We start from the raw sequence: 25,666 nt of genomic DNA, 5'->3' as shown, positions 1-25,666 counted from the left end.
TCTGCGCCCTATGAGCTCATTGGAGCCATGACTCTTGTTAAGCCTGTGGTGTCGCGGGCATGGCCCGCTCCTACAACACCAAGGCTTGCGATCTGTTGAGATCGTGAACAGGTACTTAGACCAGCACGCCCACCAACCAGGTTTCGATGTCGCGGATTTCGTCCATCGTCAGCGTGTGTTCCATCGGGTAGTCGTGCCATTCGAGCGCGTAGCCTTGATCCTGCATGAACTCCGCGGACTGCTGGGCGAAGCCGTAGGGGATGACGCCGTCGTCGTGGCCGTGAGCCATGAAGATGGGGATCTCGCGGTTGGCGTCGCTGGCTTCTGCCGCAAGCGTGTCGGCGAGTGGCAGGTAGGTCGATAGCGCCAGGATGCCGGCGAGCGTCTTGCGATGGCGCAGGGCGGTGTACAGGGCAATCGCGCCGCCCTGGGAGAAGCCTGCCAGCACGATTTTTTCATCCGGAATGCCGCGGGCATTCTCGCGCGCGATCAGCGCTTCGATCTGCCTGGCTGATTCGGCGACGCCAGCCGGGTCTTCGCGGCGCTGGTTGAAGTCGAGCGAAACGAGGTCGTACCAGGCGGGCATGGCGTAGCCATTGTTGATGGTGACCGGGCGTGTCGGTGCGTGCGGGAAAACGAAGCGAACCGCTGGAAATTTGCGTTTGTCGAACTCGCGCACCACGGGTTCGAAGTCATGCCCGTCGGCACCAAGACCATGCATCCAGATGACGGCGTGGGTCGAGGTTTCGGCCCATTCGACTTCGACACAGGGGAGCAGGGCGGGTGTGGTTTGCGGGTTGTTCATGAGGGGCTTCTCCATATTCCGGATTCTTGTGTGACGGTGTCTATCCTGAGGGTGGGTTTGCGAAGCAACCCACCGTTTTTTGTCAGATGGGGGCCGCTCCGCTGCGAACTCAGCCTAGGTTGCAGCTTTCTTCTGTGCGGCCGAAGCGGCTTCGCGCGCACGCTTGGCCTGGTCGAGCAGGTAGACCTGGTAGTCGTCGAGGTCGCCGTCGAAGGGCTTGATCGTGCCGTCGGCCACGAGCAGGAATTCGTCGCACACGGCACGCAGCAGTGCGCGGTCGTGGCTGACCAGCATGACGGTGCCTTCGAACTCGTTGAGGGCGACGCTGAGTGCCTCGCGCGTCGACAGGTCGAGGTGATTGGTCGGTTCGTCGAGCAGGAGCAGATTGGGGCGTTGCCATACGATCATGCATAGCACGAGGCGTGCCTTCTCGCCGCCGCTCATGCTGCCGACGGCCTGGTGAATCATGTCGCCGCCGAAATTGAAGGTGCCGAGGAAATTGCGCAGCCCTTGCTCGCGCCAGTCCATGCCGGCAGGGCGCGCATTGACCGGCGTTTCCTTGACGAGACGGATCATGTGCTCGAGCGGCGTGTCTTCCGGGCGCAGCACGTCGAGTTCCTGTTGCGCGAAGTAGCCGATGGTCAGGCCCTTGCCACGCGTGATCTCGCCGGAGATCGGTTTGAGCGCTTCGGCGACGGTCTTCACCACGGTCGACTTGCCCTGGCCGTTGGCGCCCAATATGCCAATGCGCTGACCGGCGAGCACCGAGCGATTGATGTTGTGCACGATGACGGTCGGGCCCGTGCCTTCTGGGGCATCGGCCAGAGGCGGGTAGCCGAAGCTGGTGTCGAGCATCGACAGCATCGGGTTGGGGATGTTGGTCGGCTCCTTGAACTCGAACGAGAACTCGGCGTCGGCCAGCACTGGCGCAATCTTCTCCATGCGCTCCAGCGCCTTGACGCGGCTCTGCGCCTGCTTGGCCTTGGCGGCGGATGCCTTGAAGCGGTCGATGAACTTCTGCAGGTGCGCAATCTTGTCGGCCTGCTTGGCCAGTGCGGCCGTTTGCAGCAGCATCTGCTCGGCGCGCATGTCTTCGAACTTGCTGTAGTTGCCGCCGTAGCGCACGAGGCGCGCGTTGTCGATGTGCAGCGTGACCGTGGTGACGGCATCGAGGAATTCGCGGTCATGGCTGATCACGACCATGGTGCCGTCGTAGCGCTTGAGCCAGGCTTCGAGCCACACCAGCGCATCGAGGTCCAGGTGGTTGGTTGGTTCGTCGAGCAGCAGCAGGTCAGACGGGCACATCAACGCGCGCGCCAGTTGCAGACGCATGCGCCAGCCGCCCGAGAAGCTGTTGACCGGGTTGTTCAATTCGGCCGAGCTGAAACCGAGGCCGAGGATCAGTGCCTGGGCGCGCGCAGCCGCATCATGCGCACCGGCGTCGTGCAGGGCCATGTAGGCGTGCGCCATCTCCATGCCATCGTCGCTGGCTTCGGCCGCTGCGACAGCCGCTTGCGCCGCGAGCAAGACGGTGTCGCCTTCGATCACGAAGTCGGTGGCGCTTTGCTCGGTCTCCGGCATGTCCTGCGCGACCTGCGCCATCTGCCATTGCGGCGGAATGTAGAACTCGCCGCTGTCTTCGTGCAGCGTGCCGTTGAGCAGGGCGAACAGCGAGGATTTGCCTGCGCCGTTGCGGCCGACGAGGCCGACCTTCTCGCCGGGGTTGAGCGTGGCGGAGGTGGCGTTGAGCACGATCTTCGTGCCACGACGCAGGGTGACGTTCTTGATGGAAATCATGGGGAAGGCGGCCGATCAGCCGCAGCATTGCTTCGGGAAGGTCGCGATCATAGCGGCCCGGCGTGACAGGGCCTAGTAAAACATCGCAAGCGGGGCAGGCGTGGGGTGCTGGCGCGGGTTTGGGGGCCTGGTGGAGTGAAGGTGGCCCATTTCCCGCCATAGTTCCTGTATCTGCAGGAGCCGCGAGTTTGTTTGAGGTCAGGGCAGTGGGCGCTGCCGTGCAGCGATACTTGCAGGCATCCAGATTGCTGCGTACCGGGAGCGTAAGCTATCGTGCGGCGGCTGCAGGCAGGTCGTGCGCCAGTCAGCGGAGGCCTCACTTGCTGGAGGGCTCAGCGCACGATTCGCCCGACCTCGATCGCCTGGCCGCAATTCTTACGGAGAGAATCATCATGGAGACAAGCAAGCCTGCTGACTTTTCCGCCGCGCCTGCTGCTGCACCCAGGCACTTCTCGATGATCCGCCAATTGCATCTGGCTGATTTCCTGACTCTGGGCAATGCGGCGAGCGGCATGATGTCGGTCTTTCTCGCCATGTTCTACATGCGCAATGAGCAAGCCGACTATCTGGTTGGCGCGGCGGTGATGGCCGTCATTGCCCTGATCTTCGATGTGTTCGACGGCAAGGTGGCGCGCTGGCGTCACCAGCATTCCATTCTCGGGCGCGAACTCGACTCCCTGGCCGACATCATTTCGTTCGGCGTGGGTCCCGCTGCACTTGCCTTTGCGGCGGGCATGCAGGGGGGCTGGGATTTGATCGTGCTGAGCTACTTCGTGTGCTGTGGCGTCAGCCGTCTGGCGCGTTTCAACGTGACGGCAGAAACGCTCTCGGCCGGCGGTGACAAGGTGAAGTATTTCGAGGGCACGCCGATTCCAACCAGCGTGCTGTTGAGTGTCATCGTGGCCGTGTGTGCATGGCGCGGCAGCATCGGCGCGAGCCTGTATGGCGGTGCGTGGACGCTTGGCCCTTGGGACTTCCACCCCTTCGTGTTGCTGTTCGCGCTGTCGGGCACGCTGATGATCAGCAAGACCCTACGTATCCCCAAGTTCTGAGAAGTCGTAACAAAGCGGGCTGCGCACCCAGCTGGCGTTGTTGGCTCGCTCGCCGTGCATAAGCACTGCTCTGCGCGAGCCGCCTAGCCAGCTGCGCGCTCGCTCCACTTTGTTACGCTTCTCGGAGCCTGTCGAAAACTCTCAAAAAAGATCTGGGCCTCCTCTGGGCGGAGGTTGTTCTTGTCATTCATGTGGAAACCGCAACGTGCGGGAGCTCTGGAAGCTACGCGCCTGCCCGCTGATGGGGTCGTCGAAGTCGATACTTTTCGCAAGCAGTTGCAGCGGCCTGGCGTAGTCGTCGCTGCCTTCCGGAAACAGTTCCGGGTAGATCAGATCATTAAGGATGGGCATACCCAGCGCCGCGCATTGCGCACGCAACTGATGCTTGCGGCCGGTGATAGGTGACAACGCGTAGCGCGCCCACAGACCCTGAACATCGAGTACATCCAGCACGGTTTCAGCGTTGGGCTCTCCCTCCACCGTGAGCATCTGCATGAAGCGCACCGCATCTTCTTCGATGCGGCTGCGGTAAGTCATGGGCCATGCCAGATCGGCACGCCACGGCGCGATGGCTTCGTACTGCTTGCGGATGGATTTCTCGCGGAACAGCTCCTGGTAGCGGCCGCGTGTCTCCGGTTGCACGGCGAACACGACGAGGCCGGCGGTCTCGCGGTCGATGCGATGAATCGGCGACAGCGTGTCGATGCCGAGACGTCGCTTGAGACGCACCAGCAGAGTCTCCTGCACATAGCGCCCCGAGGGGGTGACGGGCAGGAAATGCGGCTTGTCGGCCACGACGAGATAGTCGTCCTGGAAGACGATGTATTCCTCGAAAGGAATCGCCTGTTCAGTCTCCAGTTCGCGGTAGTAGTAAAGGCGACGTTGCGGGCGATAGGCTTCGTCAGGCATCACGGCCATGCCATGTGCATCGACGATCTCGCCGGCACGCATGCGGCGCTGCCAGGCTTCCTGGGTGACCGCCGGAAAGCGCTCGGTCATGAAGCTGAGCATGTCCGGCCAGTTGCCGGCAGGCAACACGACGCTGCTGGGGCTTACGCCGTCGCGCGTCGGCAGCGGGGGCTGTGCTCCTCGCTGAGTGCGGCTCACGGCGCCAGCGGGTTTGCGGGGGCCACCTTCGCAATGGGTGGCGCACTGTAGGTGACGTAGCCGATCCAGATCACGCTCAACACGGTGAGCGCCGTGGCGCACCAGCCAATGACGCCGTAGCCGAGGATCTGACCGCCCGGGCCGTTGCTCAGCATCAGGCCGCCGACCCATGCACCGAGGCCGGTGCCGAGCGATTGCATCGCCGCATTGACGCTGAGAAAGGCGCCGCGCCTGGCTGGCTCTGGCACCGTCGTCATCAGCGCCTGCATGGGAATGCTGCGACCCGACATCGACACCATGAAGAACGGGAAGAAAGCGATCAGCGCCAGCAAGGGCAGGTTGGGCAGATGCGTGATGAACAGGATGGGCAGGATGGAGAATAGCGCCACGCCGCGGAACACGCGGTGCTTGCCGTAGCGGTCTGAGAGGCGCCCGATGGCGCGTGCCGTGACCAGCGTGGCGAGGCCGCCTGCGAAGTAGATCCATGAAATCTGTGCAGGCGCGATGCCGTGATTGGCAACCAGCACGGGCGAGATGAAGGGGATGACCAGCATGGCCGAGCTCATGACGAGACCGGTGAGTGCAAAGGCGCGCAAGTGGGCGGGTTTGCGGATAAGCGCGAACAGGTCTGGCAGCACTTGCGACAGCGGTGCTGGCGTCTTTGCCAGGTGCGCACGGAGGTTTGGCACGAGGCGCGCGCCGGTGGCCCAGATCAGCAGCGAGAGCACGACGAGCAGGTAGAACGGCGTGGCCCAGCCGAAGTGGGCACCGAGCACGACCCCCAGTGGCACGCCGGCAATGGCGGCCATCGAGAACGAGGTCATGACCAGGCCCGTGGCTGCGCCGCGGCGTTTTTCCGGAATGACGTCGCCGATGATGGCCATCACGATGGCGCCGAGCACGCCTCCGGTCAGGCCCGCGAAGGCTCGCGCCAGCAGCAGCACGTGGAAGTTGGGCGCGAGACCACAGGCAAGGTTGGACAGCGCGAACAGCGCATAGACGGCGAGCAGCAGGCGCTTGCGATCGAAGCGGTCGATATAGGTGGCGGCAAACAGGCCCGACAGGCCGGCACACCACGAGTAGGCGGAGACCGCCGTGGCGAAACCTGCGGGGCCGATGTTGAAGGCCTGCATGATCTGCGGGCCGAGCGGCATCATCACCATGAAGTCCATGATCACGGTGAATTGCGTGAGGGCCAGCAGCCAGAGCAGGGCGCGTTCGCGTACGTCGGAGAGCGGGCTCGTTGCAGATGTCATGGGGTGCTTTCTCTGTGTGACTGCCTATTCGCTTTCGGCGAGCTTGCGTGCGCGTTGCAGGCGCCATTGCTCATCGGGGTCGCCGGCGTAAACATCCTCCGCGCGCGTATCCGTTTCCTGCAGATGGGTGTCGAGGGCGATGCGGTTGTCGAAGACGAAACACTCGCCCTGCCAGTCTTTGTCGGCGTCCGGCATGCTGGCGAAGTAATTGAGGATGCCGCCCTCGAGCTGATACACCGGCATGTCCATGGCCAGCATCCAGGCCGCTGTCTTCTCGCAGCGGATGCCGCCCGTGCAATACATCGCCACGCGCTTGCCTTCGGCTTTCCAGGTCGGCAGGTTGTCTTCGATGTAGCGTGGAAAATCGCGGAAGTTGTTCACCAACGGATCGACGGCATTGCGGAAGCGGCCGAGGCGGTATTCGAAGCTGTTGCGATTGTCGATGAGGACAACGTCATCCGCATCGATGAGCTCGCGCCATTCCTGCGGGCTGACGGCGGTGAGCTGATCGGCCACGGCCGGGACGTCGATCTCTGTGTTCGTGACCACGCCCAGCGGCAGGATCTCGGGCCGCGTGTGCACCTTCATGCGATGAAAGGGTGGCGTCTTGCAGGCCGTGCGCTTGAACACGATGTCGTTGAAGGCGCCGGCGAAGCGCGCATCCCCGGCAAGGCGTTGCGTGAATTCCTCCAGCGCAGCTTCATCGCCCGCCACCATGCCATTGATGCCTTCGTGCGCCACGAGGATGCCGCCGACGATTCTTGTCGTGATATCGCGCAGTGCCTCTGCGCATTGTTCGGGCTCGGCGAGGTGCACGAATTTGTAGAACGACAGGTGATAGAGCGCTGGCGTGGCGAGAGCAGTGTCTGACATGAGAGGAGCTGAGGCAGGGCTGGATTTTGTCGACCATGATTGCTTTGGGGCAGCCCCTGGCAGCCGGTCGACAGCCCGCGGATTGTAGCCGCCCACCCCTGCGCCAGAAAGTGCCAGAGCCCGGCACGGTGCTGTTTCGTGCCGGGAGCGTGGCTTGCTGCCGACGAGAACAACGGGAGACATCGATATGTGGAACAGGAATCAGGTGACGGGCCATCAACCCGTCGAGCCCGACAAGGGGCCGGTGCCCATCCCCAAGGACGAGCCGGCGCATGCCAGCCCGCCGCATCGCAAGCACCATGATCCGGAAGACCCCGATTTCGAAGAAACGGGTTGAGCCCCTGCAGGTGCCGGGAGCGGTGGGGCTGCCGGGTAGAACAGAGACAAGAATAGAGACAAGGAAAAGAGGCCAGGGGTGGAACAGGTCGCAGAACGGTTGGAGGAGACAAGCGCGGGGGGAAAACATCCCGCCGCGTCGCATGAGACTCGGGCATTGCCCATAGAGGTCAATCCCGAGTCTGTGGTGGAGAGACCCAAGGTGCCGCGCTCAGTGAAGGGCGAGCGTTCCGTGCCCGTCATCGGTCTGTTCGTGCTGGCCGTGCTGTACACGGTTTATTTCGCACGGCCATTCCTGCTGCCGGTCATGCTGGCCCTGTTCCTGGTCTTCATCCTGCGTCCCGTCGTGCGGGCACTTGAGCATCGCCTGCGTCTGCCCCTGCCGGTCGGTGCAGCGGTGGTGGTGTTTGGGCTGCTGGGTCTGGTCGGGACGGGCATTGCCGTGCTCACCCCACCGGCCATGGAGTGGGTCGAGCGCGCGCCGTCCTCGATGCATGACATCAACCAGAAGATCAGCAAGCTCAAGCGCTCGGTCGAGAACATGCAGCGCGCCACGCAGCAGATCGACAACCTGACCAAGGTCGAGTCGCAGAGCCGTGTGCGTGAAGTTGCGGTGGCCAAGATTTCATTTGGCAGCATGCTGCTGGCGGGCACCCAGGCGTTCATGCTGAGTGCCTTCTCCGTGGTAGTGCTCGTGTTCTTCCTGCTGGCCTCTGGCGACACCCTGCTGCGCAAGGTAGTGAAGATCACCCCGAGTCTGCGCGACAAGATCAAGGCCGTGGAGATTGCACGCACGGTCGAGCGCGACGTCGGTCGCTACCTGCTGACGCTGACCGGCATCAATCTCGCGCTGGGTGTCGCGACTACGCTGGCGATGTTTGCGCTGGGCATGCCCAACGCGATGCTGTGGGGCGCGATGGCGTTTGCGCTGAACTTCATCCCCTATCTCGGCGCGACGATCACCGTCATCGTGCTGACTGTGGTGGCGGTGCTGACCTTTGACACCATCGGCCATGCCGCGCTGGTGCCCATCGTGTTCCTCAGCATCACGACGCTGGAAGGGCAGATTCTGCAGCCATACGTCATCGGTCGCAGCTTCTCCGTCAATCCGGTACTTGTGTTCCTGTCCCTGCTGTTCTGGGGCTGGATGTGGGGCATTGCCGGCATGCTCATGGCGGTGCCGATTCTGGTGGCTTTCAAGATCTTGTGTGCCCACATTGAAAGCCTGGCCAGCATCCATGAGTTCATGGAGCGCTGACGGCCCGTCGGAGAAGCGCCAGTGTTCCGCCAGACAGGTGTCGACATGTTTTACAGGCACCTGTCTTTCCGCGCTGAAAATTCTCGGCCGTTCTGGCAGCGTCTTGAAAACACAAGGGTTTCAGGCATTGGTCTGCGTTTTGCTATCAGATTTCCACCAGCCTTGTGCTGCACATGCCCGATGCCAAACCGGGCCCGAACCGGCCCAACCGGAGGAGTCTGCAAAATGAAGCGCTTCCTCAGCCGTATCCTGCCAGTCGCGGTGTTCGCCGCCTTCGCCAACGGCGCCAACGCCGACGTCATCGTCAATTACCCGGATTTCTCCGATACCAGCGCGCTTAGCCTGGTCGGTAGCGCGGCCACTGCCAGCACGGGCGATGGTCAGGTCTTGCGCGTAACGCCGGCCGCAGGCGGCTTGGCAGGCGCCGCCTACAGCAATGCGCCGATCACCCTCGGGGCCGGCAACATCTTCAGTTCTTCCTTCCAGTTCCGGCTGACCAGCCCCGGCGGGTGGGATCCGGCTGATGGTTTTACCTTCGTGCTGGCAAGTAATACAGCGGGCCTCGGGGGGGCGGGGGTGGGAATGGGCTATGCCGGCGTTGGCAACAGCGTGGCAATCGAATTCGATACCTACAACAACACCGGGTATGGTCTTGGCGCAGACGATGGCGTGAGCAGCAATCATGTATCCATCGACACGAACGGTGTGCTGACCAATACCGCGCTGGCCAATGTGTATGGCAATGGCTCCTGCGGTTTTACGAGCGGTGGCTACCCGAACCAGAACGACTACACGGTGGCCGGCTGCATGTCCAACGGCAATCTATGGACCGCTGTCATCGGCTATGACGGCATGCAATTGTCCGTCTCGTTGTTCGATCCAGGCCTGGGTTACTGGTTCAAGGCCATCGAGAACTATGCCATCGACGTTGCCGCGCTGCTGGGTACCAACCAGGCGTATGTCGGTTTCACCGCTTCGACGGGCGCTGGCTGGGAAAATCACGACATCGTGAACTGGCAGTTTGCCAATACGACTGAGCTGGTTCGCGATATTCCCGAGCCTTCATCGCTGGGCGTATTGGCGCTGTGCATGCTTGCGATAGCGCACTTTCTGGTCAGGCGCAGGACACCGAAACCGGTTGCGATGCCACGCTAGTGGATCAAAAAAAGCCCGCACGCAGCGGGCTTTTTTCATGTCCGGTCGCCCGGTCTCAGAGCTTGCCGCACTCCGAAATCTTGAATTCCACGCGGCGGTCGATGGCGTCCTGCAGGTCATCCGTACCGCTGCCGATGATGTTTTCCTTCCAGCCATAGCCGATCGGCTTCGAGCGTTGCTGGATCTGCGGGAAGTCCTTCTGCATGATCTTCTGCACGGCGGTCGCGCGTTGCAGCGAGAGCTGCTCGTTGAAGTTGGCGCTGCCGCTGTGGCTGCTGTGCCCGGCGATGATCAGGCAACCGCTGCTGCGTGCAAACAGCTTGGCGATCTGGCGCAGCCAGATTGCATATTGTGCACGCAGCTCGGCATCGTTGATGAAATCGGTCGAGGCCACGCCGAAGAACAGCTTGGTGCTGATGTTGTTGTTCTGGTAGCCGATGTTGACCAGCTGGCCGAAGGCGACTTCTGCCTCGCTGAATTTACGCAGGCGGCGGTTGGTCTGGTACAGGCCGGCATAGGTCTTCATGATCTGGCCGTCGGGCCGCAGCGAGGCTGCCTTGTACATGCCCAGCGCTTGTTCCAGCTTCTCGGCTTCATAAGCGGCGTCCGCTTCGGTGAGCAGCGAGGCGGTGGGCAGCGAGTCGAAATAGTTGGGGTCGGCCTGCTGGCCCGGCGACATCTGCGCAGTCTCGATCTGGCCCTCGACGCGCTTGTCCTTCAGGTACATCGGGCTGTCCTGGTAAGCGGCAACCGGCGTCACGTCGATCTTCTTGTCCGAGATCCAGGCGTCGGAACTGGCCACGACCTTGCCGCTCTTGCGCTCGATCACGGCCAGCGCCAGCTTGTACATCTTGTCCTTGCCGGCTTTCTCTCCGTCAGTGAAAGCGGAATACAGCATTGCGCCGCTCACCACGTACTTCGCTCCGTCGTAGTTCTCCAGCGTCAGCGGCACGAAGACATAGCGGTCGGACACCTTGGCGGCTTCTTCCCGCAGGATCTTCTCGACCGCCAGGCTGGCCTGGTTCACCTCGGCCGTGTTGGCATCCACCACCGGGTCGAGCATGAAAACTGTCTTGCCGGTAGCAATGCCGACCGCCATGCCCGTGACGCCTTCCTGTTTCTTGACCTGGTTCATCAGCGAGTTCGCTGCGGTACGCACGGCATCCGCAAAGCTCAGCGGCGCGGCCGTGGTTTTCTGCTGCGTGCTCTTGCAAGCAAAGAGGCTCAGTGCGATCAGCACCAGCGCGAGTGCCCGCGCTGCTGCGCCGAGGCTACTGCTCAAGCCGCCGTTGTTCTTGTTCATATCGACCTCGTTGTGTCCGGGAGCGTGCACGCTCCGGTCATTTCTATTGTGAAACTTGTGGGATGCCTTTGTTCGCTGGCGAACGTCCGGCGAATGCTGGTCTGCAAATCTCTGCAGATCTCGTTCTGCTGCACCGACAAATCTGAACCTGCTGTGTTTCAGGTTGCCCGTCCTTTTCCTGTGTCCTGATCGCGAGCGCGCAGCAAGTCGCGCCATTGCTTCATTGACAAGCACACGGGCCGTGCCGATCCATTCAATGTTAATCGAAGCAAGCGCGGTGCCAACAGGCAAACGCACCTTAGGGCGTAGGGGATGCCGAGCTTGTCGGCGAAGGTTCATGGCAAAAATACGTTTACTGTATAAAATTACAGTTATTGCCTGTTGAGTCCGCCTCGCTTCAGAGGGGCGGTTTTTATCCGCATGTCTGCCGTGCCATCAGCCCTCGATGATGTTTTGTTGCGCCTCGATATCTGGCGAGGCGACCGGCTGGCCACGCTGGCAGCGGAGGCGGTGGCCAGCGGTTTTGCGCAAATGGATGCGGAGTTGCCGGGCGGCGGCTGGCCGCGTGGTGCCTTGGTGGAGCTGTTGCCGGAAACGCGCGGCCTGGGCGAAGTCGCCGTGTTATTGCCTGCGCTGCGCCAGTGCGTGGCCGAGGATTTGCCGGTGGCCCTGGTCGCGCCGCCGGGGCTGGCCCATGCGCCGGCCTGGGCGGCCAGCTTTCCGCTGGCGCAGCTGCTCGTGGTCGAGGCCGCGCAGGACGATATCGCCTGGAGCGTGGAGCTCCTGCTGGCCAGTGGTGGTGTGGGCGCTGTGCTTGCCTGGCTGCCGGCGAAGATCAGCAACAAGTCGCTGCGGCGCCTGCAACTGGCTGCGGAAGGCAAGCGTAGCCTGGCCTTCATGTTCCGGCCGCCATCCTGTGCGCAGGCTTCATCGCCTGCGCCTTTGCGTCTGAGCTTGCGTGGCAGCCGGCAAGGCCTGCAGGTCGACATCTTCAAGCGTCGCGGCCCGCCTTGCGAGAAGACGCTGCTATTGCAGGTCGAGCGGCCTTTGCCGTGGGCACGAGTGCGCAGCGAGCCCCCGCGTGTGACGCAAGCGCAGCGCAAGCCACAACTTGCCGTGGTGATGAAATGAGCGAAGCGCCGCCGAAGGATCTCTGGCTTGCCCTGCATTTCCATCGCTTCCCGCTGGAAGTGTTCGACGCGATTGAGCAACCTGCCGTGGCCGCCGAACGTCATCTCGTCGTCTGCGCCAATGCGCAGGCAGCAGCGCTGGGCGTAGTGGCCGGCATGCGCCTGTCGGGCGCGCTGGGGCTGGCGCCTGGCCTTGGCGTGTATGAGCGCAAGCCGCTGCGGGAAGCAGAAGCGCTGGATCGCCTCGCGTGCTGGGCGGGGAGCTTTTCGCCGCATGTCAGCCTGGCAGGGCCCGATGAATTGCTGATCGAGATCGGTGGCTGCCTGCGTCTGTTCGGCGGGCTGGATGTGCTCTGCGGGCTCGTGCGCGACGGCGCCGTGGCGCAGGGCTTCAGCGTGCACATGGCACTGGCGCCCACGCCACGTGCGGCGCAATGGCTGGCGCGCTCGGGGCAGGAGATCTCCTGTAACGACATGGCCGACATCAGACAGCATTTGCAGACCTTGCCTGTCGAGGCCATTGGCCTGTCGCTTGCCGAACAGCAGACGCTGGCCTCCCTCGGCGCCCGCCACTTGCAAGACCTGTTCGCCTTGCCCGCCTCAGGCCTGGCGCGGCGCTTCGGCATTCGCTTGCCACAGCAACTGGCACAAGCACTAGGCGAGGCGCCCGATCTGCGCAGCGAGTTCATATTCCCCGAGGCTTTTGTGCAGAAGCTTGAGCTACCCGCCAAGGTCGAGCAGGCCGCCATGCTGCTGTTCGCCGCGCGACGCTTGCTCGCGAGTCTCGCTGGCTGGTTGAGCGTGCGCGCTTCCGGCGTGGCGGAATGCGATCTGGTGCTGGTGCATGAAGACGGCATTGCCGACACGCACCTCGTCCTCGGCTTCGCCAGCGCGACGCGCGAGCTTGCGCGCATGGAACGTGTGCTGCGCGAGCGCCTGGACCGTCTCGAATTGAACGCCGCCGTCACCGACCTGCGGCTAGAAGCCGCCATGCCCGTGCACCTGCCCGGCAACACGCTGGGATTGTTCGCGCAGGCCTCGGCGCAGTCGCTCGACCCGGTCATCGAACGCTTGCGCGCGCGCCTGGGCAAGCACGCCGTCCATGCCATGGAGATAAAAAGCGACTATCGACCGGAGTGTGCAACGCGATCCGTCGAACGCAGCGATGCGAAAGAAACAAAGCCTGGATCACCAAGACCACTCTGGCTGCTGCCGGAATTGCAGTCGCTGCAGGAGCGCGATGGCGCCTTGCATTACGGCGGCGTGCTGCAACGCATAGCAGGGCCGGAGCGTATCGAAAGCGGCTGGTGGGATCGTGGCGAAGTAGTCGAAGAGCAGGCTGCCGTGGGCGACGTGCGACGCGATTACTACGTAGCAGTCTCTGTGCGCGGCGAGTGGCTGTGGATTTTCCGCGACCGGCAGGGCTGGTGGTTGCAGGGGGTGTTTGCGTGATCACCTGTGACCAGCATGTAGGAGCGGGCCATGCCCGCGACACCACGGACACAATAAGGGGCAGGGCTGTATTGCTGGCTGCGTGGTCGCGGGCATGGCCCGCTCCTACCCGTCGTAGGCGGGCGGAGTGAGTATGGCCAAACTACCCGACTACGCCGAGCTGCACTGCCTCAGCAACTTCAGCTTCCTGCGCGGCGCTTCGCAACCGGGCGAGCTGATGCAGCAGGCGCGCATGCGTGGCTACAAGGCTGTTGCCATCACCGACGAGTGTTCGTTGGCCGGCGTCGTGCAAGCCTGGCAGGCCTTGAAAGACCTCCGTGAGGAAGACGCGGAAGAGGCGCGCGAAGCCGAGCGTAAAGGCCTGCCACCGCCACCCGCCAAGCCACCACTGCCCAAGCTCATCGTCGGCAGCGAATTCGTTTTTAGCTGCGGCCTCAAGCTCGTCCTGCTCGCGCAGAACCGCGAAGGCTACGGCAACCTCTCCGCGCTCATCACACTCGCGCGGCGGCGATCGCCCAAAGGCGAATACGAACTGCAGCGTGGCGACCTGACCAGCATCGTGCCGCGCGGTGCGGTGCCGGATTGTCTGGCGATCTGGATTCCCGGCACGGATGCCGACGAGCAAACCGCGCGCTGGCTGGCCGCACGTTTCCCGAAAGATGCGCACAGCGGTGAGGACCGCCTGTGGATCGGCGTCGAACTGCTATGCGGCCCTGACGATGCGGCACAACTGGCGCGACTCCAGGCAATCAGCGAAGCCAGCAACATTCCGCTCGTAGCCTGCGGCGACGTGCACATGCATGCGAAAGATCGCCGCCCGTTGCAGGACACCCTCACCGCAATCCGCCTGCACACCACCGTGTTCGATGCCGGCCACGCGCTCTTCCCGAATGCCGAGCGGCATCTGCGTTCGCGCGTGCGTCTCGGCCGTCTCTATCCACACGCCTTGCTCGAAGAGAGCGTACGCATCGCCGAACGCTGCAACTTCGATCTCGGCACGCTGGGCTACGAGTACCCCGGCGAGATCGTGCCGCAAGGCCACACGCCGACTTCGTACCTGCGGCAGGAGACGGAGAAGGGGTTGGTGAGCCGCTATCCGGACGGCACGCCGGAGCAGGTGCGCAACGACGTCGAGAAGGAGCTGACCCTCATTGCAGAGAAGCAATACGAAGCCTTCTTCCTCACCGTGTACGACATCGTGCTGTTCGCGCGCAGCGAAGGCATCCTCTGTCAGGGACGCGGCTCGGCTGCGAACTCTTCCGTCTGCTATGCCTTGGGCATTACAGCGGTCGACCCGACGCGCGCGCATCTGCTGTTCGAGCGCTTCCTGTCGCGCGAGCGTGACGAGCCGCCAGACATCGACGTCGACTTCGAGCACGAACGTCGCGAAGAAGTCATCCAGTACATCTATCGCAAATACACGCGCGAACGCGCCGCGCTGGCGGCGACCGTCATCCGCTATCGCACCAAGAGTTCGCTGCGTGACGTAGGTGCTGCGCTGGGCTTCGGCGAGCCGCAGATCGCCGCGCTGACACGTTCGCTGGCGTGGTGGGACAAACGCGCCGACCTGCCTGAACGGTTGGCAGAAATCGGCCTCAGCCTGCAGAGCCCGCGCGTCGTCAAATGGCTGGCGCTGGCTGAAGCGCTGCGCGAGTTTCCACGCCACCTCTCGCAACACGTCGGCGGCTTCGTCATCTCGCAAGGCCCGCTGTCGCGCATGGTGCCGATCGAAAATGCCTCGATGGCCGAGCGCTCGGTGATCCAGTGGGACAAGGACGATCTCGAATCGCTCGGCCTGCTCAAGGTCGACGTGCTCGCGCTCGGCATGCTCACCGTAATCCGCCGCGCGCTGAACTGGGTGTCGGCGCGGCGCGGCGAGCACTGGGACGTGCACAGGGTTCCACCCAAGGATGTGCCCACCTACGACATGATCTGCAAGGCCGATACGGTCGGCGTGTTCCAGATCGAATCGCGCGCGCAGATGTCCATGCTGCCGCGCCTGCGACCGCGCGAGTACTACGACCTCGTCGTGCAGGTCGCCATCGTGCGGCCGGGGCCGATACAGGGCGGCATGGTGCATCCGTATCTGAAAGGTCATGCCGAGAAGAGATCCGTGCAGTCCATCAACCCGGAAATTGACGCGGTGCTCGATCGCACGTTCGGTGTGCCGATCTTCCAGGAGCAGGTGATGCAGCTCGCCATCGTCGCCGCGGACTTCACGCCGGGGCAGGCGGATCAGTTGCGTCGCGCGATGGCTTCGTGGAAGCAGAAAGGCCATGTCGAGAAGTTCAAGGACAAGCTGCGCGAAGGCATGCGGCGCAGAGATGTGCCCGAGCATTTCATCGAAGCACTCTGTCGCCAGATCGAAGGCTTCGGCGAATACGGCTTTCCCGAATCGCACGCCGCCAGTTTCGCGCTGCTCGCCTATGTGTCCTCATGGATCAAATGCCACGAGCCGGAAGCCTTCCTCTGCGCCTTGCTCAACAGCCAGCCCATGGGCTTCTACCAGCCAGCACAACTCGTGCAGGACGCACGCAATCATGGCGTACGTGTCGATCCTGTCGACGTGTGCATCAGCGATTGGGGCTGCAAGCTGGAATGGCGTAGCGGGGAAGGCCGTGATGTACGGCCGGGCGTACGCCTCGGCCTGCGCGAGATCAGCGGCTTCGCGCAGGACGCCGCCGAGCGCATCGCCATCGCACGCGGCGAGCGTGCCTTCACCAGCGTGGAAGACCTCGCCGCGCGCGCGCAATTGTCCGCAGGCGACATGAAACGCCTCGCCGCAGCCAACGCGCTGGAATCGCTGAGCGGCCATCGTCGTCAGGCAGCCTGGCAGGTGAGTGGCCTGCACAGACAGAGCACCCCCGTGCAAGCCGACCTCTTCGACGCCGTGCCCTCACGCGAAGCTGCTGTGCAGATCGTCGCGCCGAAGGAGGGCGAGAACATCGTCGCCGACTACCGCACCGTCGGCCTCACCCTCGGCCGCCACCCGCTGGCCTTGCTACGCAACAAGCTGCATGCGCGACGTTTCGACCGCAATGCAGATGTCCTGCTCGGCGCCGATCGCGCACCGGGCCGCGCCGCCGGCATCGTCACCTGCCGCCAGAAACCCGGCTCGGCGAAAAGCGTGTTCATCACCATCGAAGACGAGACCGGCGTCATCAACGTCATCGTCCATCCCTGGCTGGTCGAACGGCAGCGGCGCGAGGTGCTGAGCGCGCAACTGCTCGGTGTGTTCGGGCAGCTGCAGTCGGAGAATAATGTGGTGCTGCTGGTTGCTAAAAGGCTGGTCGATCTGACGCCGTGGCTCGGGCAGCTCGCGACGACGAGTCGGGATTTTCATTGAGCTAGCGTGTGGCCGAGCGCTGCTAGCCTAGGCGCATGCCGTGCACGAAAATCGTGCTCAAATCGACTGCGTAACGCCCCGTCAAATGTCTGACAGTACAAAGCCATGCACTTCATTCTGCGCATTCACCCCGGTGCCAACGATCTGTCCTTTGTCGTTGATGGCGCGTGCAATTGACAGGCTCTTCCAGCCTGCTGCCTGAACTGCAGGAAGCGCGCCTAGATCAATGGGTGGCGTCTTTGCAACGCTGTCGTAAAGGACTGCGCGACCGTTGGCTATGCCTACGATCTGACCTTTGTTGTTGATGTCATAGGGTTCCAGGGGAATTACCTCGGCACGGCCGGTGACCCCTGTGGGGCTGGCTGCGGTCCACAAGAAACCCTTGCCGCCATATACACCGACAATTTGATTGAGATCATTAATGCCACGTGCCTCGCCTTGGTCGGGAGGGAGCCCAGTTCCTGCGGGAATGGCTAAGTCTTTAATGGGGTCGACAATGCCTGCAACTGGATTGCAGATATAGGGTTGATGCGAGCCTGGCTGTCCGCGAAAGACGAGCGCATTTCCTGCAATAAAGCCTTTGGCATTGATCGCGCTCCCGATTCCCGCTCCCCCGAGATCTGCAGGAAGTGGCGAGCAGCCTCCTGTTAATGCGCCAGGTATGCGTACATCCCAGCGCAAAATCGCATCAGAGGCAATGGCGCCCCTCGTGCGAATAGTCCCCGCAACTTCTCCAATTTCATTAACTGCCCGCGCTTCACTGCTGAGAGATACAGCAACAACCGGTAACGTTGCAGGTGAGCCACGTCCGATCCAGCGTGTGGCAACGTAGCCCCCCGTCGTAGGAGACAGACAGGCACCAACAACCAGACCTGCCGTGTTGATGCCATACGCAGTGCAACTCAAGAGACTGCCTTGAAGAGACAAGGCGCCAAGGGAGCGCATGCCGGTGGTGCCGTCCCAAATGAAAGCTTCGTTGAGCGTACTTGTCGTGCCATAGCCTACGACTTCGCCAACATCATTGATTGCATAGGCCTCGCTAAAGCTTGGGCCCCCTGCCAAGTCTCCAAGATCCTTTATCTCCCAGCACCCTGTCAGCACACATGCCGCGATGAGCGCAGAGATCAGGGGCGTGTAACGTACATAGGGTTCGCTGCGCATGGTCCGGCTCCTCTCATCGGGGTGAGGAAAAACTCATAAGGCAAGGCTGGTGTCGCATGTCACAACATAGATAGGCCTGCTGAACTACAAGAGATTGCCGCCCTTTTGGGAAGTCAAATTGGATTTCTTCAAGAGGCGAATGCTGAGATGAATGCTCGCGCCAACAATCGATGCACAACCGTAGCTTGGTGGGCATCTGTTGCGAGTGAGATAGTAAAGACGGAAGCCGGGAGAGGCGTATCAGCATTGTTGCCGAACCGGCACTAGGCGAGCGCTTGCAAGCCGATAGGCCCGGCCGTCACCCCCCGTCTTGCTACGAAACAAGCTGCACGCGCGGTGCTTTGACAGAAATGCCGATGTCCTGGTTGGTGCCGATCGCGCGCCGGGTCGCTCAGCCGGCATCGTCACCTGTCGCCAGAAACCCGGCTCGGCGAAAAGCGTGTTCATCACCATCGAAGACGAGACCGGCGTCATCAACGTCATCGTCCATCCCTGGCTGGTCGAGCGACAGCGGCGCGAGGTGCTGAGCGCGCAACTGCTCGGCGTGTTCGGGCAGTTGCAGTCGGAGAACAACGTGGTGCTGCTAGTCGCTAAGCGTCTCGTCGACCTGACGCCTTGGTTGGGGCAGCTGGCGACGACGAGTCGGGATTTTCATTGAGTTGTATGACCGCTCAAGTGCATGGATTGTGCTCGAGAAGCACCGTGGGCGCTTTTGCGGTTAGCCGACCATCTACTTGCCCGTGTAAGTCGGACTACCTCCGAGGCGTTCAAGCTCAGCGACGCCGGGAGAGCCAAGCCAGGTCATGAAGTCGGCCGCAGAAAGGGTGCCGCTATGCACGCGCAGAAGGCCTTCCATGAACACGCTGTGCTCGATCAGCGTGATGTCCTTCGATGCCGCCGCCTTGTTCTTCGATGTCTCGTCAAACGCCGGCTTGCCTAAGGTCACCCGCCGCATTGCTGAGTCAAAGTCCGCCGCCTTCTGCATGACAGCCCAAGCCTCTTCCTTCTTGATGAAAGGGGGAGATTTGGTGCAAGTCTTGCACTCTAGCAAGACTTGCTGCGAACCCAGCACGATAAGCAAGTCCGGCACGTTGGGGCGCGTGCCGTCGTCCAGAGCCTTCACTGACCATGCGGCCTCGACCTGCAGGAGCGCCACGATTGCCTCTTCATACTCAGTGCCGAGGGCGTCATTGCAGGCCTTAACCAGATGCTCGATGCCCAGTTCCTGCCCGGTCTTCCGATGTGCGGAAGCCAGCCTGCTCGGCCCCAAGCCTACGGTGCTGGAAACGGCGTCGATCAATGCCAGCGCGCGCGGCTCGCTTCGCAGCAGCTGTACGAGCTTGTCCTTCGCGGTTGCCAGTATGTCGTGCAGGGTTGCAATCCCTTGGGCAACAAGGCCCATCGCTCGCTGCCGGCCAAAGCCCGGAACGCTATGCCGTTCGGCTACCCGCAGGACGTCCAGCGCTTCGGGTGGTGCTCCCCAGCGCACCCGGCGGGCGAGCATGGCGATTTGGTTACTCACTGGTTGTGGGCAACCGAGTTCAGGTGTCGTTGAGAGCTTGTGTAGGCCATCGAGTACCCAAGCGACGTCCAGCGCGAGGCGGTGAATCGTGCCGCCTTGCACGCGTGCGGCATACGCGATCTTCCGATCTGCCAGTCCTTCGGCATAGAGCGCAATTGCATGGGCGCACTGCGCCAACTTCAGATCGTTTCGGTCGAGCGGCACGGGGAGCGGTTTTGCTCCCCAAAAAGTAACTGACTCGTAGTTGCTCTGGGAAGGGAAAGGAAAGAACCGAGAAGGGCGTTCCGCTCTGAATTCGTCGCTGGCACAAGCTGCGTAGATCAAACCCGGAATCCACTCGTCAAAGCTTGCTGCCAGTTTGGGGCCGACGGTGCATAACATGGCCGCAAGCTGGACAGCCGTGGCCGGAAGCAGTCCAGACATCGCCGCAGCGTTACCCAATGAGGTGATGAGTAAGGTATCGGCCTCATTACGGATTAATGCGTTGGTAGCCAGCCAGTCCACCGCGGCGCGGCTTTCGGTCACTAGGGTGGCTAGCTTGGTGGGATTTCGGTTCAGCGTTTGATACCAATACAGCGTGTTCTCGAAGAACGTCATTACCTCGGCAAAGCTGCTGGCCAGCCCGGAGGCCACCAATGTCAGAATTGTCTTGCGGATGCTCAGGTTTACGAGTTGCGAGTTGAGCCGGTCGTTGTCCGGCAACACAAGCTTGTTGGCATGTGCGAGCTCGACATTGTTCTGTGGCAACAGCACGGCGAACCCGTCGGGGTGCATGCCTAATCTGCCTGCTCGCCCGGACATATTGCGGTAATCGGACCTGACGATGTGGCTTCCGGCTCTATCGCCCCAGCGATAGGTCAGCTTGGAGAAGACAATGGTCCGAAATGGGAAGTTCACCCCAGCCGCGAGGGTCGAAGTGGCAAAGCACACCTCAAACTTGCCGTCGGTGAAGCCGCCTTCGATGACCTGCCTCTCTTGTGGCGACAAATCGGCCGTGTGAAATGCGACGCGGCGTTCCGCGTTTTCCCGCAGCTGATCCGAAGACTCGGTTGGCTCTGAGAAGAGGTCAAGCTGCTCCGCCATTTCGATGCCGACGCCGACGCGCGGTCTACGCTGCCCAAATGCGGTCGCGAAATTGACTGCCTCCCGACGACTCTCAGTGAAGACCAGAACGGGACCTCGGTCGAGTCGCAGCAGATGGTCCACAACAGCGCCAATGTCGTTTGTCGGAGTAGCGCCGCTGGGTACGTCCTGTCCGCTGTCGTCGCCGAACTTTGTGCGATGAGCTTGGCCGCCGTACCAGATTTCTTGGTGGAGCGGCACGTCCCGATGCGTGCTGCGGACGAGGTCACACGCCATCCATCCAGCTATGTCCTCAGGGTTCTCGACGGTGGCTGTCAACGCTACAAATTGCCTAATACCGCGTTGCCGTAGCGCCGAGCAGAGTGCTTCAATATCCGGTCCGCGTCCGGGCTCGCCGAGAATCTGCAGCTCGTCGGCAACGACCAGCGCATTGTTCGGCCTGAGCTGACCGCTGAGGAATAGACCTAGTGCCTTTTCGTAGGTCGCGACCATCAGCTGAGCATCGATGTTGCCTTCGGTTCTGTCGCCTGTATTCAGGCCGACCGAGCCGATAGGCTCGGCTGCGCCTTCGCCAAACCGAGCTATGAAATCGAGGTACTTTTGATCGGCAAGAGCTTTGTGGGAGACGAGATAGATCGCACGGACGCTGGAGCGTAGGGCGCAGAGAACGGCAATCTCACCCACCAAAGTCTTACCGGATGACGTCGGCGCACTCACGACGAGGCTGCGACCGTCTGCGGCTCCGGCGGCGAGTGCGCGCTGCTGAACATCGGTCAGCCAGTCGATCCCCCAGCGATGCAGTCGTTGCAACAACCAAGCATCGACTCCCGGCCCTTGTGCGTCGGACGTTCTCATTTTCTTGTGCTCCCCCGAATTGGCGTTGCACCCAATATACGACACAGGATCAAGAAAATGCCATTCGCAATGGCGAGTATCCCGAATGAAGCGAAGCGCAATCCGGGTGCGACTTACGTCGAACCTCGGGCTGTCACCTTGGCGAGTTCTGCCTGCATCCATTTGGGCAGCATCAAATCGTGCAGCTCTTCCAACAAATTCTGGCTTGCTGAACCAGTTGCGCGGGGTAGCAGCCAGCACGTCCGAGAAGCTTCGTCGTACACGCCAATATGCTCCCGACAATAGCCAATAAACGTTCGCAACTTCGTCGGCATCTGTCTCCGACTCCGGTAGTTAAGGCGGAAGTCTTCGTAGGTGTGCCGGTTCTAGGGCAGCATCGGTAGCAGGTGGCCGCTGGCGAGGTCTTCTTTTGCCTGACGTTCGAAGAGGTATGCGATGCCAATACCTGCGCGTGCGGCTTCGACGACTAGTCGCGACTTGCATCGAGGCGGTACGGAAGCCTCTCCGTACCGCATGAGGTGTTGCTACTTGGCCGCTGGTTTCAGGCGTGGATAGGCTGTCGCCTCAAACGTCGTCTGATAGACAGTTCCAACGAAGGCGTAGGACCAGGATTCGGTGATCTTGACGTTGGTGATGACGTCGTCGCCTGCTTGCGCGCGTAGATCCTCATAGGCGCGTTCCTGGCGGCCGTTGATCGAGATCGGGATCAGCAGCATTAGCTGGAAGCCGGATGCGCTTGCTGTGATCGTGCGCCCTTTGCTCAGGTCGAGTTGCGAGATGTCAGTGGCGTTGCCGATCTTGACTGATGGGCCTGCGCAACCGGCCAATGCAATGCCTGCGGCCAGAACAAGCAGGCCGGATTTCAAAGTCTTGCTCATGGTTGGCTCCCCTTGATTGCGTCACCCGAAATGGTCGTGCAGCGCATCGTGCCGATGATCCACCAGGCCCAGTTCTCCTTGATTTCCACGTTTATCAGGCCGGTTGCGCCCGGCACGCTGCTCAGTGCCGCCTGATAGGCTTTTTCAACGCGACCATTGATCCCCATGGGAACGAAGTTGTATGCCGTTGCAAGAAGCCCGAGCGAGCCGCAGCCTTCTCCCTCTGCCTTGCCCAGTACTTCGTACTTGGCTGGAGGCTGAGGCGCGATGGTGATCGGATCTGACGCGCAGGCGCTCAGAAGCAGTAGCAGCGACGGAACCGCCAGCCGCGACAGGCGCCATGAAGTCGCACGATGATGCATAAGGAATCCCCTGATTTATTGGAATGTACTTCAGCGCATGCGCGATGAAGCGGGCCAGATATTACAGGGAGAGGGCTGACTGTTTGCCGGAGGAAACAGGTTGTTGCATTCCCGACAATGCGTTTTGCATCGGGCTTGATTTATTGAATATGACTGCGGCAGTAGTTGATGAAGGCAGGCTGCTTTGTCGCTATCTGGTGGGGCAGGGGAGTTACATGGATAACTCCCGGGGTGGAGTCGGCCCTCACGTAGCCTTCCCTTCTTCCCTGTGAAGGAGTAGCAGGGGTTCCGGATGGCGTGCCATGCGCCTGCGTAGCCGGGCTGCTGTGTAAAGCCGATCAGGGGCCGCGAAGCGGAGGTGGCCGTCTGCCGGATGAGGGTAGGTGTTTGGCTGCGCACGAGCCCTTCAAGGGAGCGCGCCCTCACCCGGCCCTGTCGGGCCACCCTCTCCCCCGCTGAGGAGAGGGGACAGCAGGCATCGCGACGATACGCGCCGATGATGACAAGACCGGATAGGTGCGCCTGGCAGGGAGTCACGTATGTAATTCCCTTTTGCAAAGGGGGGAGAGGATCGTTACCGATCCAGACTCTGGCAATTGGCCGCTGGATTCCGGCCTGAGCCGGAGTGACGGTTGTCCCGGACAGCTCCGGAACGGGTTTGAACTGGATCAAACCCACCCCTGAATCTGCCTCTCGAAAGCCTTGCCACACCTGATTTTCAAGGCTTTCCCTTGATCCTGACTGCCCATTGCCTCAAAATAGCGGGCTGTTTATCGGGCGTCGTACCCCCTCGGCGCTGAAATTCATCAGGAGAAATGCAATGGCAGCTAAGGACCGCATGGCCGTCCTGTCCGCAATGATGGAACAGGCAGTCATCCCTGTTTTCTATGATCCGGACGTCGAAGTTTGCAAGAACGTTATCCAGGCCTGTGCAAATGGCGGCGCCAAGTGCATCGAATTCACGAACCGTGGCGATTTCGCTTCGCACGTGTTCTACGAAGTGACCCGTCACTTCGCCAAGGTTGATCCTTCCGTGATCATGGGCGTCGGCTCTATCGTCGATGCACCGACCGCTGGCATCTATATCGCCAATGGCGCCAAGTTCATCGTTGGCCCGCTGCTCAACGCAGACGTTGCCAAGGTGTGTAACCGCCGTGGTATCCCTTACAGCCCAGGCTGCGGTTCCGCTACCGAAATCGGCGACGCACAAGAGCTGGGTTGCGAAATCGTCAAGGTCTTCCCGGGTTCGTCCGTGGGTGGTCCTGAGTTCGTGAAGAGCGTCATGGGCCCGATGCCCTGGACGCGCATCATGCCAACGGGCGGTGTCGAGCCGACCGAAGAGTCGCTGCGCAAGTGGTACGGCGCCGGCATCGTTGCCTGCGGTATCGGCAGCAACCTGATCACCAAGAAGCTGCTCGACGCCAAGGATTACAAGGGCATCGAAGAGAACGTGCGTACGACCGTTCAGCTCATCAAGACGATCAAGGCCGAACTGGCTGCAAAGAAGTAAATACTGAACTGAATACCGCGGGCCGTTGCAGCGCAAGCTGCAACGGCCCGCGGTACAAGTCCACACCAATATTCCAGAACATTCCATCCACATAAGGAATAGAAAAATGTCAGAACTGATCATCAAATCGGCCGCCGAAACCAAGTGGGACTGCGTCTCCTTCGGCGAAGTCATGCTGCGCTTCGATCCAGGCTTCGGTCGCGTGCGCAATTCGCGTTCGTTCCAGGTCTGGGAAGGCGGCGGCGAGTACAACGTTGCTCGCGCCATGCGCAAGTGCTGGGGCAAGCGCGCTGCTGTCGTGACCGCTCTGCCGAAGAACGACCTCGGCTGGCTGGTTGAAGACTTCATCATGCAAGGCGGCGTCGACATGTCGCACGTCATCTGGCGCGATTTCGACGGTCTGGGCAAGAACACCCGCGTCGGCCTGAACTTCACGGAAAAGGGCTTCGGTATTCGTCCAGCTCTGGGTTGCTCCGACCGCGGCCACTCGGCTGCTTCGCAAATCCGTCCAGGTGAAGTGAACTGGGAAAAGCTGTTCGGCGAAGAAGGCGTGCGCTGGTTCCAGACCGGTGGCATTTTCGCCGCACTGGCATCGAACACCGCAGAAGCCGTGATCGAAGCCGTTGAAGTTGCCAAGAAGTACGGCACCGTCGTTGCATACGACCTGAACTTCCGCGCATCGCTGTGGAAGAGCCAGGGCGGCAAGGAAGGCGCACAGAAGATTAACCGCAACATCGCCAAGTACTGCGATGTCATGATCGGCAACGAAGAAGACTTCACTGCTTGCCTGGGCTTCGAAGTAGAAGGCGCCGACGAGCACCTGACCAACATCGAAACCGACAGCTTCAAGAAGATGATTCAAGCTGCCGTCGCTGAATTCCCGAACTTCAAGGTTGCTGCAACCACGCTGCGCAAGGCCACCACGGCTACGCTGAACGACTGGTCCGCTCTGCTGTACTACCAGGGCGAGCTGTACCAATCGATGAAGCGCGACAACCTCGAAATCTACGACCGCGTTGGCGGTGGTGATGGTTTCGCTTCGGGTCTGGCTTACGGCTTCCTCGAAGGCAAGGGCCCACAAGCTGCGGTCGAATACGGCGCAGCACACGGTGCACTGGCCATGTCGACCCCGGGCGATACCTCGATGGTTCGCGTGGAAGAAGTCGAAGCAGCGATGAAGGGCAAAGGCGCACGCGTAATCCGCTAATCCGATTTACGCATAAGGCTACTGCGCGGGCGGATCTCGAAACTCCGGTGCTCAACGTACTAGCGTACGTATCCGCTCCTCGTTTCGACCTCCACCCGCTCGCTACGCCTTCTGCGCAAATCTCGGTTGGGTAGTAAAAGCAAAAGCCTGAAGATGAAAGTCTTCAGGCTTTTTGTTTTTCTGTAGGGCATCGATGGTGGTTTGAACACGGTTTTACA

Annotated in this window: 20 protein-coding genes; 10 read left to right on the top strand and 10 right to left on the bottom strand. The window is 61.5% G+C overall.

What is annotated here, in order from left to right; genetic code table 11:
* Window positions 1-115: 115 nt before the first annotated feature.
* Window positions 116-805, bottom strand: a complete 690-nt coding sequence (locus tag VVD49_RS21440) for an alpha/beta hydrolase (protein WP_327601283.1) — start codon at window positions 803-805, stop codon at window positions 116-118.
* A gap of 114 nt (window positions 806-919) precedes the next feature.
* Window positions 920-2,602 (bottom strand): ABC-F family ATP-binding cassette domain-containing protein, encoded by a 1,683-nt coding sequence (locus VVD49_RS21435; RefSeq protein ID WP_327601282.1) that lies wholly within the window; start codon window positions 2,600-2,602, stop codon window positions 920-922.
* A 392-nt stretch (window positions 2,603-2,994) separates the two neighbouring features.
* Here VVD49_RS21435 and VVD49_RS21430 point away from each other — a divergent pair, with 392 nt between their 5' ends.
* A complete protein-coding gene (locus VVD49_RS21430; RefSeq protein ID WP_327601281.1) occupies window positions 2,995-3,654 on the top strand; it encodes a CDP-alcohol phosphatidyltransferase family protein in 660 nt (219 codons plus the stop codon).
* Window positions 3,655-3,837: 183 nt separating this feature from the next.
* On the opposite strand, the gene VVD49_RS21425 is transcribed toward VVD49_RS21430, so the two are convergent.
* Genes VVD49_RS21425 through trhO form a run of 3 tightly spaced genes read right to left on the bottom strand, consistent with a single transcriptional unit; the run spans window position 3,838 to window position 6,890 of the window.
* Window positions 3,838-4,761, bottom strand: coding sequence for a pseudouridine synthase (locus VVD49_RS21425; protein ID WP_327601280.1), 924 nt, complete (start codon window positions 4,759-4,761; stop codon window positions 3,838-3,840).
* Window positions 4,758-6,017, bottom strand: a complete 1,260-nt coding sequence (locus tag VVD49_RS21420) for an MFS transporter (RefSeq protein WP_327601279.1) — start codon at window positions 6,015-6,017, stop codon at window positions 4,758-4,760. The genes VVD49_RS21425 and VVD49_RS21420 overlap by 4 nt, the downstream gene beginning before the upstream one ends.
* 24 nt (window positions 6,018-6,041) lie before the next feature.
* Window positions 6,042-6,890, bottom strand: coding sequence for an oxygen-dependent tRNA uridine(34) hydroxylase TrhO (trhO, locus tag VVD49_RS21415; RefSeq protein WP_327601278.1), 849 nt, complete (start codon window positions 6,888-6,890; stop codon window positions 6,042-6,044).
* Between the two features lie 187 nt (window positions 6,891-7,077).
* Here trhO and VVD49_RS21410 point away from each other — a divergent pair, with 187 nt between their 5' ends.
* From VVD49_RS21410 to VVD49_RS21400, 3 genes are all read left to right on the top strand, one after another.
* On the top strand, window positions 7,078-7,227 hold the full coding sequence (locus VVD49_RS21410) for a hypothetical protein (protein ID WP_327601277.1): 150 nt from the start codon (window positions 7,078-7,080) through the stop codon (window positions 7,225-7,227).
* 186 nt (window positions 7,228-7,413) lie between these two features.
* Window positions 7,414-8,484, top strand: a complete 1,071-nt coding sequence (locus VVD49_RS21405; RefSeq protein ID WP_327601276.1) for an AI-2E family transporter — start codon at window positions 7,414-7,416, stop codon at window positions 8,482-8,484.
* 225 nt (window positions 8,485-8,709) lie between these two features.
* The gene (locus VVD49_RS21400) at window positions 8,710-9,639 is read left to right on the top strand and encodes an L-type lectin-domain containing protein (RefSeq protein ID WP_327601275.1); all 930 of its coding nucleotides are present in this window, start codon (window positions 8,710-8,712) and stop codon (window positions 9,637-9,639) included.
* Between the two features lie 55 nt (window positions 9,640-9,694).
* Here VVD49_RS21400 and VVD49_RS21395 read toward each other — a convergent pair whose 3' ends face one another.
* Window positions 9,695-10,942 (bottom strand): OmpA family protein, encoded by a 1,248-nt coding sequence (locus VVD49_RS21395; protein WP_327601274.1) that lies wholly within the window; start codon window positions 10,940-10,942, stop codon window positions 9,695-9,697.
* 420 nt (window positions 10,943-11,362) lie between these two features.
* Between VVD49_RS21395 and imuA the strand changes: the two genes are divergently transcribed.
* The 3 genes from imuA to VVD49_RS21380 all read left to right on the top strand — a co-directional run bounded on the left by imuA (window position 11,363) and on the right by VVD49_RS21380 (window position 16,870).
* Window positions 11,363-12,073 carry a translesion DNA synthesis-associated protein ImuA gene (gene imuA, locus VVD49_RS21390; RefSeq protein WP_416384923.1) on the top strand — a complete coding sequence of 237 codons (711 nt, stop codon included), beginning with the start codon at window positions 11,363-11,365 and terminating at the stop codon, window positions 12,071-12,073.
* Window positions 12,070-13,524 carry a Y-family DNA polymerase gene (locus VVD49_RS21385; RefSeq protein ID WP_327601272.1) on the top strand — a complete coding sequence of 485 codons (1,455 nt, stop codon included), beginning with the start codon at window positions 12,070-12,072 and terminating at the stop codon, window positions 13,522-13,524. The genes imuA and VVD49_RS21385 overlap by 4 nt, the downstream gene beginning before the upstream one ends.
* Before the next feature lie 133 nt (window positions 13,525-13,657).
* Complete coding sequence (locus tag VVD49_RS21380; RefSeq protein ID WP_327601271.1) at window positions 13,658-16,870, top strand: error-prone DNA polymerase; 3,213 nt, start codon at window positions 13,658-13,660, stop codon at window positions 16,868-16,870.
* A gap of 81 nt (window positions 16,871-16,951) precedes the next feature.
* Here VVD49_RS21380 and VVD49_RS21375 read toward each other — a convergent pair whose 3' ends face one another.
* Window positions 16,952-18,031: a hypothetical protein gene (locus VVD49_RS21375; protein WP_327601270.1), complete on the bottom strand. Its 1,080-nt coding sequence runs from the start codon at window positions 18,029-18,031 to the stop codon at window positions 16,952-16,954.
* 439 nt (window positions 18,032-18,470) lie between these two features.
* On the opposite strand from VVD49_RS21375, the gene VVD49_RS21370 reads away from it, so the two are divergent.
* Window positions 18,471-18,689 carry a hypothetical protein gene (locus tag VVD49_RS21370; RefSeq protein ID WP_327601269.1) on the top strand — a complete coding sequence of 73 codons (219 nt, stop codon included), beginning with the start codon at window positions 18,471-18,473 and terminating at the stop codon, window positions 18,687-18,689.
* Window positions 18,690-18,761: 72 nt separating this feature from the next.
* Here the strand turns inward: VVD49_RS21370 and VVD49_RS21365 are convergent, their stop codons facing one another.
* The 3 genes from VVD49_RS21365 to VVD49_RS21355 all read right to left on the bottom strand — a co-directional run bounded on the left by VVD49_RS21365 (window position 18,762) and on the right by VVD49_RS21355 (window position 22,731).
* On the bottom strand, window positions 18,762-21,731 hold the full coding sequence (locus tag VVD49_RS21365) for a DEAD/DEAH box helicase (RefSeq protein ID WP_327601268.1): 2,970 nt from the start codon (window positions 21,729-21,731) through the stop codon (window positions 18,762-18,764).
* Window positions 21,732-22,015: 284 nt separating this feature from the next.
* On the bottom strand, window positions 22,016-22,369 hold the full coding sequence (locus VVD49_RS21360; protein WP_327601267.1) for a hypothetical protein: 354 nt from the start codon (window positions 22,367-22,369) through the stop codon (window positions 22,016-22,018).
* The gene (locus VVD49_RS21355) at window positions 22,366-22,731 is read right to left on the bottom strand and encodes a hypothetical protein (RefSeq protein ID WP_327601266.1); all 366 of its coding nucleotides are present in this window, start codon (window positions 22,729-22,731) and stop codon (window positions 22,366-22,368) included. Before VVD49_RS21355 ends, VVD49_RS21360 begins: the two co-directional genes overlap by 4 nt.
* Window positions 22,732-23,551: 820 nt before the next feature.
* Between VVD49_RS21355 and VVD49_RS21350 the strand changes: the two genes are divergently transcribed.
* Complete coding sequence (locus tag VVD49_RS21350; protein ID WP_327601265.1) at window positions 23,552-24,241, top strand: bifunctional 4-hydroxy-2-oxoglutarate aldolase/2-dehydro-3-deoxy-phosphogluconate aldolase; 690 nt, start codon at window positions 23,552-23,554, stop codon at window positions 24,239-24,241.
* 106 nt (window positions 24,242-24,347) lie between these two features.
* Window positions 24,348-25,448 carry a sugar kinase gene (locus VVD49_RS21345; RefSeq protein WP_327601264.1) on the top strand — a complete coding sequence of 367 codons (1,101 nt, stop codon included), beginning with the start codon at window positions 24,348-24,350 and terminating at the stop codon, window positions 25,446-25,448.
* Window positions 25,449-25,666: the final 218 nt, after the last annotated feature.

This window comes from Uliginosibacterium silvisoli, from assembly GCF_036017035.1.
In the GTDB taxonomy this organism is placed as follows: domain Bacteria; phylum Pseudomonadota; class Gammaproteobacteria; order Burkholderiales; family Rhodocyclaceae; genus Viridibacterium; species Viridibacterium silvisoli.
Note: the sequence above shows the minus strand (reverse complement) of the source record. Positions and strands in the feature narration are given on the sequence as shown.